The 14,765-nt window shown below is 36.5% G+C and carries 8 protein-coding genes; 4 read left to right on the top strand and 4 right to left on the bottom strand.

The features are described from left to right. Positions 1-24 precede the first annotated feature (24 nt). The 4 genes from ACFQ1K_RS00845 to ACFQ1K_RS00830 all read right to left on the bottom strand — a co-directional run bounded on the left by ACFQ1K_RS00845 (position 25) and on the right by ACFQ1K_RS00830 (position 5,549). Complete coding sequence (locus ACFQ1K_RS00845) at positions 25-2,331, bottom strand: glycoside hydrolase family 65 protein (RefSeq protein ID WP_320555723.1); 2,307 nt, start codon at positions 2,329-2,331, stop codon at positions 25-27. A 32-nt stretch (positions 2,332-2,363) separates the two neighbouring features. Further along, positions 2,364-3,014 carry a beta-phosphoglucomutase gene (pgmB, locus tag ACFQ1K_RS00840; protein WP_320555724.1) on the bottom strand — a complete coding sequence of 217 codons (651 nt, stop codon included), beginning with the start codon at positions 3,012-3,014 and terminating at the stop codon, positions 2,364-2,366. Continuing rightward, positions 3,011-4,372 (bottom strand): MFS transporter, encoded by a 1,362-nt coding sequence (locus ACFQ1K_RS00835; protein WP_320555725.1) that lies wholly within the window; start codon positions 4,370-4,372, stop codon positions 3,011-3,013. The genes pgmB and ACFQ1K_RS00835 overlap by 4 nt, the downstream gene beginning before the upstream one ends. Positions 4,373-4,502: 130 nt before the next feature. Further along, the gene (locus tag ACFQ1K_RS00830) at positions 4,503-5,549 is read right to left on the bottom strand and encodes a LacI family DNA-binding transcriptional regulator (protein WP_320555726.1); all 1,047 of its coding nucleotides are present in this window, start codon (positions 5,547-5,549) and stop codon (positions 4,503-4,505) included. A 273-nt stretch (positions 5,550-5,822) separates the two neighbouring features. Here ACFQ1K_RS00830 and ACFQ1K_RS00825 point away from each other — a divergent pair, with 273 nt between their 5' ends. The 4 genes from ACFQ1K_RS00825 (at position 5,823) to ACFQ1K_RS00810 (ending at position 14,696) form a co-directional block, all read left to right on the top strand. Further along, positions 5,823-8,738 carry a SusC/RagA family TonB-linked outer membrane protein gene (locus tag ACFQ1K_RS00825; protein WP_320555727.1) on the top strand — a complete coding sequence of 972 codons (2,916 nt, stop codon included), beginning with the start codon at positions 5,823-5,825 and terminating at the stop codon, positions 8,736-8,738. Between the two features lie 37 nt (positions 8,739-8,775). Continuing rightward, entirely contained in the window at positions 8,776-10,374 is a 1,599-nt protein-coding gene (locus tag ACFQ1K_RS00820) for a RagB/SusD family nutrient uptake outer membrane protein (RefSeq protein WP_386133758.1), read from the top strand. 23 nt (positions 10,375-10,397) lie between these two features. Beyond that, on the top strand, positions 10,398-11,738 hold the full coding sequence (locus ACFQ1K_RS00815; protein ID WP_320555729.1) for a SusE domain-containing protein: 1,341 nt from the start codon (positions 10,398-10,400) through the stop codon (positions 11,736-11,738). Positions 11,739-11,819: 81 nt separating this feature from the next. Then, positions 11,820-14,696, top strand: coding sequence for an alpha-amylase family glycosyl hydrolase (locus ACFQ1K_RS00810; protein WP_320555730.1), 2,877 nt, complete (start codon positions 11,820-11,822; stop codon positions 14,694-14,696). The last annotated feature ends 69 nt before the right edge of the window (positions 14,697-14,765 follow it).

The following is a 14,765-nucleotide window of genomic DNA, read 5'->3' as shown; positions in this document are numbered from 1 at the left end:
ATGTTCTTGTAATTTTATAACGCCTTAGACAGTCACTAAGTTATTTGGTGAAATAGTGACATCCTCACCATTGACCACAATATGTAAATCCTGATCCCCCTCTAACTCAAAATGAGTATGACCTTTGCACACATTAACCTTGAGAATCTGATGTCTAAAGTTAACCTTAAACGAATATGCATTCCATTGTTCTGGAATTCTTGGTTCAAAGCTTAACTTGCCTTCCTTAATACGCATACCACCAAAACCTTCTACGATACTCATCCAAGTCCCAGCCATTGAGGTAATATGTAAACCTTCGTGGACTTCATGATTATAATCATCTAAATCTAAGCGTGACGTCCTAAGGTAAAAGGTGTAAGCCTGATCCATTCTATTCAGTTTGGCTGCTTGGATACTGTGTACGCAAGGAGATAATGAACTTTCATGAACCGTAAATGGCTCATAAAAATCAAAATGACGCTCGAGTTCTTCAGTTGTAAAGTGGTCTTCAAAAAAGTAGAAGCCTTGTAAGGTATCTGCCTGTTTGATATATGGAGACCTTAAAATACGGTCCCATGACCATTTTTGATTTATTGGTCGTTGCGACTTTTCTAAGTCAGCTACCGTAATTAACTCTTTATCTAAAAAGCCATCTTGCTGTAAATACACCTCTTTTTCTTCTGAATATGGAAAATACATGCCATCAGCTACCGTTTTCCATTCTTGCATTTCGGCTTTAGACAATTTTGCCTTATTCATAATTCTTGTGTAGTCCGTCGCATATTGGTTCTCTACCGTATTAATGTTTTCTAAGGCATAATTTATACACCATTGCGCTATATAGTTGGTGTACCAATTATTATTGACATTATTTTCGTATTCGTTAGGCCCTGTTACCCCAAGGATAACATATTTGTTTTTGTCTCTTGAAAATGTAGCACGTTGATGCCAAAATCTGGCAATTCCAATAAGCACTTCTAATCCTTTTTCAGGTATATAGCTGTAGTCACCTGTATATCTATGGTAATTAAAAATTGCAAAAGCAATAGCGCCATTTCTGTGAATTTCTTCAAAGGTAATTTCCCATTCGTTATGGCATTCTTCACCATTCATTGTTACCATTGGATATAAGGCTGCACCATTAGAGAATCCTAATTTTTCTGCGTTCTCAATGGCTTTTTCTAAATGGTTATAACGGTATTCTAAAAGATTTCTCGCCACACTTTGGTCTTTGGTAGCCATGTAGAATGGAATACAATAGGCTTCGGTATCCCAATAGGTACTACCACCATATTTTTCACCAGTAAATCCTTTTGGTCCAATATTCAATCTTGCGTCTTTCCCTAAATACGTTTGGTTAAGCTGAAAAATGTTAAAACGGATACCTTGTTGAGCTTTAACATCCCCATCTATCGTGATATCTGCCATTTCCCATATTTTGGACCAAGCTGTTTTTTGATTTTCGAGTAGTGTATTAAACCCTTCTTTGACGGCTTTATTCAAAACACTTTTTGCCGCAGTAACCAATTCATATTTATCATGGTTTCTGTCAACTGTATAGCCGCCAAACTTATGAATGCTATAACTCTCACCTTCTTTAACATTGTGCGTGTAACCAAATGAAACACTATTTGAATCTGAGCTGGTATCGGGTTCAATCGCAACTAATCCATCATTAACAAATACTTGGGACTGCATGAATGTACAGGTATAAAAATCTGTCTTCATGGTTTTTGCTTGAATGAAAGCTTGATTGTCCTGATGACTTACACTTAAGGTATCCCAAAACTTATCGTCCCAATTAGTATCCTCATTGGTAATACCGCTGTCTATATAAGGTCTGTAAGTAATCGTAGCGTTAGAATTTAATGGTTTTATAGAATAGTTTATAGCACCTAACTCATCCATATCCAAACTGAGAAAGCGTTTTACAGAAACTTCAACTTTTGTATCATTTTGAAGTGTGGCTATAAAATATCTGGATAGCCATCCTTCTTTCATATTGAGCTCTCTTTTAAAATGCTCTACCTTCTTACATTTATATAGGTCTAAGGCTTCATCGTTAATAAACACATCAATACCTATCCAATTTGGTGCATTGAGTACTTTTGCAAAGTATTCCGGATAACCGTTTTTCCACCATCCTACTCTGGTTTTGTCAGGATAATACACTCCCGCGATATAACTTCCTTGAAATGTAGGTCCAGAATATCTTTCTTCGAAATTAGCACGTTGCCCCATAGCACCGTTACCTATGCTAAAAATACTTTCTGAAGCTTTTACATGTTTTGGGTCAAATCCCTCTTCTAAGATTGACCAATCATTGGGTATGATATAATCTAAATTCATGAATATTTTTTTCAAATGCCTTCTTAAGCATTTTAATTTTCAATTAGTGATTTAATAAACTCATCGGATATCTCTGTAAAGTCGCTAAATATGTAATCTGCATGCCCTAGAACATCTTTACTCCCGATACCAATAGATATCATATTTGCAACATTTGCAGCTTCAACTCCAGCTACCGAGTCTTCAAAAACAATACAATTTTCTGGTTTTACATTTAACCTTTTTGCGGCTATCAAAAACACTTCAGGGTCTGGTTTAGCCTTACTAACATCATTACCATCTACAATGGCATCAAATTGATTTTTTAAACTAACACGCTCTAATATTGTTCTGGCATTCTTACTTGCAGACCCGAGCGAAATGGGTTGTTTTTTCTTCTTTAACAAATTCAAAACTCTAGGGACATCCGGTAATATTTCACTTTCGTCCATTTTTGAAATATGACTTAAATAATCATCATTCTTCTTAGCCATTAATTCATTAAAGCTTTGCTCAGAGATGGTCTTATTTCCCCAATCCAAAATCTTTTCTAAAGATTTTACTCGACTCACCCCTTTTAATTGCTCGTTTTCCTCTTCGGTAAAGTCAATACCCAAATCATTAGCAAGTTTTTTCCAAGCCAAATAATGATATTTTGCAGTATCTACTATAACTCCATCCAAATCGAATATAAAACCTCTCATTTTTGTTCAATTTCATTTACAACAACTTCATCGTCTACATCTTGCACTCTAGATACTAGCAAAGCTGCAATTATAAAAGACACACCACTTAAAACAAGTGCAAAAATAGGTTTGTCGTTGTACAAATATTTAACCATAGGACCACCTATGAGTGCATTCAAAATCTGTGGCAACACAATAAAAAAGTTAAAAATTCCCATATAAACACCCATCTTTCTTGCTGGTATTGAGCCAGCCAAAATTGCATAAGGCATAGCAAGAATACTAGCCCAGGCTACACCAACGCCAACCATTGAAAGTATTAACCAATTCTTATCTGGAAGTACATATAAGGATAATAGTCCAAGTGCACCTACGATTAAAGAATAGGAATGTGTTCTTTTACGTCCAACTTTTTTAGCAATTGCAGGTAGGAAGAACGCATAAATTGCAGAAACCAGGTTGTAAACACCAAAAAGAATTCCTACCCAATCACCTGCATCCTGAAATCCTTTACTATGCGTATCTGATATATCCAGACCATAGATATGTGATGCTATTGCAGGTGTTGCAAACACCCACATTCCAAAAAGACCAAACCAAGAAAAAAACTGAACCCATGCCAATTGTTTCATGGTTTCTGGCATTTTAGCAAAGTCCGAAAAGATATTTAGTAAACTAGAAGATTCTTCTTCCATAGTTTCACCTGCCGCTTCATGAATAAGCTCCATTTCTTCTGGAGAATATTCTTTGGTAGTCACTACGGTAATCAAAATACTACCTATTAACACTGCTGCACCAATAAAGAATGACATTAACAAGTTTAATGGCACCTCACCAACTGAAGCTTCATTTGTCACACCAAACCAATTAGCTAATACATACGGTAACCAAGAACCTATTACAGCACCTACACCAATAAGTACCGTTTGGACACTAAATCCCAGAGTACGTTGATCTGAGGGCAGAACATCTGCAACCAATGCTCTGAACGGCTCCATGGCTACATTAAATGACGCATCCATTATCATAAGCATACCAGCACCAACCCAAAGAGCAGGCATGTATGCCGTGAATAAATCTGAATTAGGCATTAAAATCAAACCTAATGAAGCCAAAATAGCACCTACCAAAAAGTAAGGTCTTCTTCGGCCAAGTTTTGTCCAAGTTTTATCACTGTAATGCCCTATAATAGGTTGGACAATCAAACCCGTTAAGGGAGCTACAATCCAAAACCAGGATAACTCATGAACATCTGCGCCAAAAATTTGAAGTATTCTACTCGCGTTTGCGTTTTGCAAAGCAAAACCCATTTGAACTCCTAAAAACCCAAAGCTTAAATTCCAGATTTCTAGAAAGCTTAACCTGCGCTTTTCCATAAATAGTATGTTATTTGTTTATACTATTCTGACAAGCTGCGCTCATCAAAACTTATTTGTGAAGTGAAAATATAAGTCTTGATTCGGGCGTAAAGATAGACAAAGATTTTAGAATGCCAATGTTAAATTTCTATTTGGTAGATTCTCGCTCAACCAAATTGGTCTCAATAACTATGGTTTGAAACTCTTCCTCTTCTGTTTCTATTTTGTTTTCTAATTTATCAATCAAAAGGTCTGCAGCGCGCTCTCCCATTTGCTGTGCATGCTGGCTAACTGTTGTTAAACCAGGTGTAGAATGTTTTGACAAAACACCATCTGTAAACCCAATAACTTGTAAGTCTTTAGGAATTTCTAAACCTAGCTTTCGCGCTACTTTCATAGCTGTAAGCGCATACAGTTCATTAACGGCAAATATACCATCTATGTGCCTGTTGGATTTAAACAATTGCTCTATTTCATCTTCTAAAGCCTCCAAGTGAGTTTCATAATCTAAGGTATCGTCGATCTTAAGTATAAGTTCGGCTTTCGGTTGAATTTTGTAGTTTTCCAAAGCCTCTAAATACCCTTGTGTACGCAGTTTACCTACACTGACATAATCTTTGGTAGTAATCAGCGCAATTGACTTACAACCATTAGCTATTAACTTTTCTACTGCATTCTTAGCGCCATTTAAGTCATCCACAATCACCTTATCGCACTTGATATCACTAACGACCCGGTCAAACATAACAATTGGCATTCCCTGACTCATAGTTTCATTAAAATGGTGATAATCTTGTAATTGCTGGGTTTCTTTTGAAATGGATATGATAAACCCATCAATACTCCCATTGGCCAACATCTCCATATTAATGACTTCTTTTGAAAAGGACTCATTTGAAAGTCCTATAATGACGTTGTAACCCCGTTTATTAGCCACCAGCTCGACACCACGAATAACTTTAGAAAAAAAATGGTGTACAATTTCCGGAATTATAATACCAATAGTATTAGTCTTCCGGTTTTTAAGACTTAGTGCAATATTGTTTGGTCTATAATTATAAAGTTTAGCAAAAGCTTGCACTTTCTGCTTCGTATCCTCACTTATTTCAGGACTATTTCTTAAGGCCTTTGAAACGGTCGAAATAGAGACTTCCAATTCTCGTGCAATTTGCTTTAAAGTAATTTTTCTTTTCATAATTCTGACTGTCAATCAAGAGGCTAAGATAACCTAATTTTAACAATTCAAATTCCAGACTTCCTAATTTTAACTAGACAATATTGTGAATTTTTTATTTTTTTTCTATTTTAATGCAAATGTTAACGTTTGTTAAAAAGTTTTTAACACGAAAACGTTTTCGTGACTTATGTCATGTTTTTTAACACTCAAAACACATTAATTTTACATAGATTTAACCCAAGAAGTGAAAATATAAATCAATTAACTAAGCAATTAACTTAAAAACATTGTATGAAAACATTCTTAAATGCTTTACTGTTCTGTTTGATTATGGTACCTGCCACTCTAATGGCACAATCGACCGTCTCAGGTACAGTTACAGACAAAGCAAACGCTATGCCTTTGCCAGGTGTTAATGTACTGGTTAAAGGAACTTCGAGAGGTGCCTCTACCGATTTTGATGGTAATTACACCTTAGAAGTAAATCAAGGAGAAATCATCGTGATTTCTTACGTTGGTTACAAAACTCAAGAAATAACCTATACAGGCCAATCTACAATTGACGTTGTCTTAGAAGAAGATGCCGCGCAATTGGATGAAGTGGTACTTATCGGTTACGGTTCTACAACTAAACAAGATGCTACCGGAGCAGTTGAAAAGGTCGGTGATGAAGACTTTAACCGTGGTGCTATTGTGGCACCTCAGCAACTTATTGCTGGTAAAGCCGCTGGTGTACGTATTACAACAGGTGGTGGTGCTGCTGGTGAAGGTGGTGAAATTAGAATACGTGGAGGAGCTTCTTTAGGTTCTAATTTTGGTGCTACGAATGACCCGCTTATCGTAATAGATGGATTACCAATTGATCAGAGAGGTGGTGCGCAAGGAAGTAGAAATGCCTTAAACGCCATTAACCCAGCTGATATCGAAGACTTTGTAGTTCTTAAAGATGCCTCGGCAACTGCAATTTATGGTTCTCGTGCATCTAACGGTGTTATTTTAATTACTACGAAAAAAGGTAGTGCAAATCAGCCATTTAAAGTTGAATATGGCCTTCAAGCATCAACACGAACTGTTACTAACACCGTTGACGTTTTAAATGCAAGCCAATTTAGACAAGTTGTTACGGATAATGGTGGGGATGTTGCCTCCTTAGGCAATGCTAATACCGATTGGCAAGACCAAATTTACACGACTGGTGTAGGTGCCATTCACAACATTACCGTTTCTAAAGGTTACGAGCGTTTTAATTTCAGAGTAAATTTGAATCATGTTTCGCAAGAGGGCCCACTAAATGACCTTTATGAAAGAACTGGTATTAACACCTCTTTTGTTCATCGATTTTTAAATAATGATTTAAAATTGACTTTAGTAACAAAAGCTATTCAAGATGAGTATGACTATGCTAACGAAGGCGCTATTGGTGCGGCGGTTGCGTTTGATCCTACTCAATCAGTTTTTGACGAAAATGGTAATTATACACAATATGGAACTAGTGCTAATTTAGCACCTGCTAACCCATTATTCTTACTCGATAACAATAATTATAATAGTAGACAAACAATAAAACGTGTTATCTCTAATTTCAACATAGACTATAAATTCTGGTTCTTAAGAGACTTACGATTTAATTTGAATGCTGGTATTGATTATGCTGAAAACAACGGTTATCAATTTTCAGCTGCCAATCCAAACAATTCAGGTGCAGTACCTACCAACGAAGTATCTTCTGGTCTAAACCGAAATACCTCTTTGGATTTTTATTTGAATTACAAAAAAGATATTGAATCTATTAATACGTTAGTAGATATTACAGCAGGTCATGCATTTCAGGAATTTTACATAAAAAGTTTTGTAGACAGGGTATCTGCTACAACGTTAACGGATACTGACATTAACAGAAATGCACTAGAGTCTTATTTTGCCAGAGCTAGTTTTGATATTGCTGATAAATATTTGATTTCTGCAAGTTTTAGACGTGATGGTTCTTCAAGATTTAGCGAAGATAACCGTTGGGGATCTTTCCCTGGTGTCTCTGTAGGTTGGAAATTAATGAATGAAAGTTTTATGGAAAATTCATTCTTTTCAAACTTAAAACTTAGAGCTGGATGGGGTGTTACTGGTCAGCAAGAAATAGGCCAAAACTACGGTTACTTGGGGGTATATACACCTTCACGTAATAATGCAGCAAACATTCAGTTTGGAACACTTCCAAACGGAGACCCTATATTCTTTCAAACATTACGTCCTGAAGGATTTGATGAGAATTTAAAATGGGAAGAAACAACACAGTACAACGTCGCTTTAGATTTCGGTTTCTTTAATAATAGACTTACGGGTACCGTAGATGCTTATTACAGAGAAACTGAAGATTTATTATCTAGAGTCCCAGTTCCTGCAGGCGCAAACCTAACTGACCTTTTAATTACCAATGTAGGTGAAGCTACAAGTAGAGGTATTGAATTTAGTCTTAATGGTATTATCGCACAGAAGGAAAATTTTGGTTGGGATACAAACTTTAACCTAACATTCCAAGATGTTGAGATTACCAAATTAAGTTTAAGTGATGATCCTAACTTTACATTACCAACTGGTGGAATTTCAGGTGGTGTTGGTAACCAAATTCAGATTCTAAGACCTGGTTATGATCCAACAACCTTCTTTGTGTTCAGACAAGTATATGACGACAATGGCAACCCAATCGCAGGTTCTTATGTTGATGTTAACGGAGATAACCAAATAACTGAAGCAGATAGACAACCTTATAAAAAGGCAACTCCTGATGCGTTTATTGGATTTACAAATAATTTCAGGTATAGAAATTTTGATTTAAACTTTACCTTCAGAGGAAGTTTTGGAAACTATGTATATAACAACGTAGCTTCTGACAGAGGTAATGTTAATGCTGTGGTTAACCAACCAGGTTACCAGGCAAATGCGCACTCAAGCTTTTTAAGTACTAACTTTACTAATCAAGAGTTATTCTCAGATTTATACATACAAAGAGCTGACTTTGTAAGGTTAGATAACATTTCGCTTGGTTATACCATTCCATTCTCAAAAATGACGTTAAGAACGTCTTTAACAGCTACGAATGTATTTGTTATTACAGAGTATGACGGTTTGGACCCTGAAATAAGCAATGGTATAGAGAACAACTTTTACCCAAGAACACGCGACATTGTGTTAGGCTTAAACTTTACATTCTAAAAAAATGAAAACTAAATATTTAAACAACAAAGCTATGATGTTAAGAACAATTAAGAGTATCTTTTTGGTCTTCACCATTGCACTTTTTGTGCAATCCTGTGCAGACCGATTAGATTTACAACCAGAAGACGAGCGTCTTACTGGTGATGCTGCGTTTGAAGATCCTGAAGCTTACAAGCAGTTTTTAGCTAAAATTTACGCTGGGATTTCACTAAGTGGCCAAGAAGGACCTGCAGGTTCACCAGACCTTGCCGGCTTAGACGAAGGATTTTCTAACTATCTAAGATTGTATTGGAAAATGCAAGAGTTAACAACTGATGAAGCACTTATTGCATGGAATGATGGAACTATCCAAGATTTACATGCTCAAGTTTGGACTTCTGGTAATGAGTTCATCAGAACCATGTACAGTAGACTCATGTATCAAGTGGCTCTTTGTAACGAATTTTTACGTCAAACCACAGATGGTAAATTAGATGGCAGAGGTGTTTCTCAAGAATTGAGAGCGGAAATCCAGACGTTTAGAGCAGAAGCTCGTTTTATGAGAGCCCTTACCTATTGGCATGCTATGGATTTATTTGCTAATCCTCCATTTATCACTGAGGACGATCCAATCGGTGCATTTTTACCACCACAAATTCAACGTGAAGATCTTTTTAATTACGTTGAAGAAGAGTTATTAGATATAGTGGACGACATGGCTGCACCAAGAAGTAATGAATATGGAAGAGCAGATAGAGCAGCAGCTTGGATGTTACTGGCTAAAATTTACCTCAATGCTGAGGTATACACAGGTAACTCAAGATATGCAGATGTTATTACTTACACCAATAATATCATTGGAGCTGGGTATTCTATTCCAGATATTCCTTACTTCCATTCTTTCTTAGCTGATAACGACTCCAATGGAGCGCAAGACGAGGTTATTTTCACAATTCCTTTTGATGGTTTAAGAACTCAAGCATTTGGAGGTATGACATTTTTGACTCATGCTCCTGTTGGAGGCTCAATGAATCCAGCTGAATTTGGAATTAACGGTGGTTGGTTTGGTATAAGAACTACACCTACATTTGTTGAGCAATTCCCTGGTGAAGAAAATTCTGCTGATGGTAGAGAGCTTCTATATACAGATGGTCAAAATAAAGACATCATGTCTGTAGCAACTTTTACAGACGGCTATGCTGTTGCTAAGTACAGAAATGTTGATGTTAATGGTAATCCTGGTTCAGACACCACAGGCGATCATACAGATATCGATTTCCCTATGTTTAGATTAGCTGATGCTTACTTAATGTATGCAGAAGCAGTTCTTAGAGGTGGCGGAGGTTCTGTAAGTACTGCAGTTGATTACATTAACGAACTAAGAGTAAGAGCATATGGCGATACGAGTGGAAATATCTCACAAGCAGATTTGACATTAGATTTCATTATCGATGAGCGTTCTAGAGAATTGTACTGGGAAGCACACAGACGAACTGATTTAATACGTTTTGATCAGTTTTCTGATAATGGTGTATGGCAATGGAAAGGTGGAGTACAATCAGGTACCACTACCGAATCATTTAGAGATGTTATGCCATTACCTGCAACAGACCTTGGTATTAATAATAATTTAGAACAAAACCCAGGATACTAATTAAAATAACACTTAAAATAATCATGAAAAAAATATCAATTTTAGGCCTTTTCATCTTTGCCTTATTAAGTTTTAACAGTTGTGAAACTGAAGATGACGTTGTTTTCACAACACAAGACCCAGAAGGTTTTGTATTTACAAACTCAACACAAGATAATTATATCTTATCCACTGCTACATCTGGTAATTTAGGTGAGCGTTTTACTTGGGGTAGTGCAGATTTTGGTGCACCTACCAACATCACATATGAATTACAGAGATCCGTTAGTGGAGATTTTACTGATGCTGTTGTCGTTAGTTCTTCTATCGGAAATGAAATTGCAATGACCATAGGTCAAATGATGACCGTTGCTACTGAAGCTGGTTTAGACAACGATCCAGATACTCCAGCTCCTAACGTGGGGTCATTCTCTGTACGATTAAGAGCTTATCCTGGCGATACAGGTAGCGGTACAGAAGCATTTTCTGACGTTTTAGTATTAAACGTAGAACTATTAGAAAGTACTGGAGCAGGTCCTGGTGGTGCAATGATTGCTGAAGTGGGTGTTGTTGGTTCTGGTTACAATAATTGGGGTGCATACGCTGATGGCTATTTCTATACCACGGATACACCTGACGTTTTCGTGTCTTACGTAACATTAGTTGACGGTGAAATTAAATTTAGATTAAACAACGACTGGGGAACTAACTGGGGTGGTTCTGGTGGAACCTTGGTACAAGATGGTGACAATATTGCTGTAACAGCAGGTGACTATAAAATTACTGTAGATTTAGCTAACATGACTTATGATATTGAAGAGTATTCATGGGGAGTTGTTGGATCTGCTTGGAATGATTGGGGTGGAGCTGGCCCTGACGGCAAATTCTATTATGATTACACCACTGATACTTTCAAAAAAGGTATAAGGCTAATGGCAGGTGAAATGAAAATTCGTTTCAACAACGATTGGGCAATAAATTATGGTGATACTGGTGCTGATGGCACTATAGATCAAGATGGTGACAACATTGCTGTTGCTGCAGGACACTATTTAATTACTTTAGATTTAAATGCTGGAACAGTAACTATTGATGATGCTGCCAGCGTATTTGGTGTTGTAGGTTCAGGATTTAATGATTGGGGTGGAGCAGGTGATGATTTCGCCTTAACTGAAATCCAAGAAGGAGTCTTCTATGGTGATATAGTTACTTTACTTGACGGTGAAATTAAATTTAGAGCAAACAATGATTGGGGTCTAAACTATGGTGACACTGGTGCAGATGGAATTATTGATCAAGATGGTGATAATATTCCTTCTACTGCTGGCCCAGCTAGAGTATGGTTAGACACTAATACTGGTGAATATTCTATATTACAATTCTAAGAAACTCTCATGGTTTCTATGAGATAAAACAAAAGGCATGTTTAATAATTTATTGGCATGCCTTTTTTTAAAAAAATAATTATGAAAAAGTTATACTTATCTATTTTATTAATTGGCTTTATACTTACGTCTTTTGCTCAGGTGACAATAACTCCAAATCCATTTGAAGTTAATGAAAGCATAACAGTAACCTTAAATACAAACAGTACGGCTACAGATTGTAACGGCTTTAGTAATCCGACCAAAGTCTACATGCACTCTGGTGTTGGTGACGGAACCAATGCTTTTGGTATAAGCGTTGTGGGTAACTGGGGACAAGATGATGGTGTTGGCGAAATGACTAATGAAGGTGGTGGTATTTATTCCATAACATTAGTTCCTGAAACTTATTATGGCCTTACACCTCAACAAGTTTCTAATGTTATTCAGATGGGAATGGTGTTTAGAAATGAAGATGGTTCACAAGAATATAAAGCTACGGGATGTCAGGATTTTATCTTTCAGGTAGGCTCATTTCAAGTCAGCCTAAGTGCACCGACACAAGATACAACCATTATAAACTCGGGAGACAATTTTGATATAGCAGCCAGCAATATTGGTGGTAATGCTAGTTACACATTAACAGCTAACGGTTCAGTTATTGATACCAATCCTAGTACTGATAACTATTCCTTCACTGATACAAACATCACTACTAATACGACCTATGAATTAACTGCCGTATTAGACGGAACAATAATTACCAGGAGTTTTAGTGTCATTGTCGATCCTGGATCTATTTTAGGTTTCATGACTGAAGATTACCAAGAAGGTATTAACTATATTGATGATAATACAGCCATTTTGGTACTTTATGCCACTGGGAAGGATTTTGTTTATGTTGCTGGTAGCTTCAATAATTATCAGCCCGATTTGAGTTATGCCATGAAACGTGATTTTTCACGAAATTTATTCTGGCTGGAGATTACAGGACTTACCCCTGGGCAAATCGAAACATACGAATACTGGGTTGGAGATAAAACACCACCAACAAATTCGCCAACAATGGTCTATGTTGCAGATCCATACTCAACATTAATTTTATCAGAATTTGATGATCCGTGGATACCAGCTTCAACTTATCCAAATCTTCCTGCTTTTCCAGAAATGGCCAAAGGTTTTGAAGTATCTGTTTTAGAAACTGGACAAACCCCATATAACTGGCAAGTTACTGATTTTAATAAGCCAAAAAAGGAAGATTTAATAGTTTATGAAGTTTTAGTTAGGGATTTTGATGCCGACAGAAATTATCAAGATTTAATTGATAAAATCGATTATTTTAAAAACTTAAATATAAACGCCATTCACCTCATGCCTGTTATGGAGTTTGAGGGCAATGAAAGTTGGGGTTACAATACTTCATACCATATGGCTTTAGACAAATTTTACGGCACAGAGGACAAACTACGTGAATTTATTGACCTATGCCATCAAAATGGTATTGCCGTAATTTTAGATTTGGTCTTAAACCATGCCTTTGGTCGCTCACCGATGGTAAGAATGTGGATGGATGATCCAGATGGAAATGGCTTTGGAAATCCAACCTCACAAAACCCCTACTTCAACTTACAAGCTACGCATAGTTATAGTGTAGGATACGACTATAATCATCAAGCACCGAGAACCCAAAATTATGTAGAACGTGTTATAAAGCATTGGATTGAAGATTTTAAAATCGATGGGTTCCGTTGGGATTTAACCAAAGGATTCACACAAAATTGTAGTCCTGGTAATGAAGGTTGTACGAACAGCTATCAGCAAGACCGTGTGGATATTTTAAAACAATATGCTGACTATTCCTGGTCTTTAGACCCTGATCATTATGTGATTTTTGAGCATTTAGGAAGTGAAAATGAAGAAAAGGAATGGGCTAATTACAGATACTCTGAAGGTAAAGGAGTTATGATGTGGGGTAAGATGACAGATCCATACAATGAATTGACAATGGGGCAAAACGGAAATAAAAACATCAATGGAATTGGACATAAGTCTAGAGCTTCATTTGATGGCCCTAGAGTTCTTGGATATCCAGAAAGCCATGATGAGGAACGATTGATGTATAAAAACTTACAGTTTGGTAATACTAGTAATGGATCTCATAACGTTCAGAACTTAAATGTAGCTTTATCTAGAATGTCTGCACTAGCAGCAGTCTCTGTAATGGTTCCAGGACCAAAAATGATATGGCATTTTGGAGATTTAGGCATGGAAAATTCAATCTTCACATGTAGCAATGGTACTGTTAATTTACCTGGTGGCAATGATGGTGATTGTAAATTAGATACCAAACCTCAACCACAATGGGTTAATAATTGGTTAACAGATGCTATTCGTGGCCAGATCTATGAAGATTGGTCTAAATTGCATAAACTCAAAATAGAAGAACCTGTATTTGAAGGTGATTACACAATAACTTCAGGGGACTTTACTCCTAGAATAGACATATTTGACAGTTCCATACCAACAACTGAATTGAGAAATGTTATCATTTTAGCAAATTTTGATGTCAACACACAAACTATTAGTACCAATTTCCCAGGTGGTGTAACTACCACTTGGTACGATTTAATGGACCCAACGGGTAATACAACAGTTTCTAATTCGACACCATCTTTATCAATTCCAGCTGGTCAATTTAGAATATTAGGTAATCAACCTTCAAGTGTTCTAAGTATAAATGATGAAGATTTTTCAGTCTTTACCATTTATCCAAATCCAGCACAATCAAGCTTTGGTATTAATACCAATGTCTCTGATGTTGAAATTTATGATCTTACAGGTAAATTGGTTAAAGCATTTAAAGGTGACTTTACCAAATCAGACACTTTTGATATTTCAACACTAAATACTGGAATGTATATTGTTAAAATTGAAAATAGCAATAAGCAAACCGAAACCACCAAGTTAGTCAAACTCTAATTATTAAGTGTTATTGGAGTAAAAAGGCTTCTCGAAATCGAGAAGCCTTTTTTATATGTCCTATTTAGA

The sequence above is a fragment of the Winogradskyella aquimaris genome (assembly GCF_042676105.1).
Lineage (GTDB): Bacteria > Bacteroidota > Bacteroidia > Flavobacteriales > Flavobacteriaceae > Winogradskyella > Winogradskyella aquimaris.
Note: the sequence above shows the minus strand (reverse complement) of the source record. Positions and strands in the feature narration are given on the sequence as shown.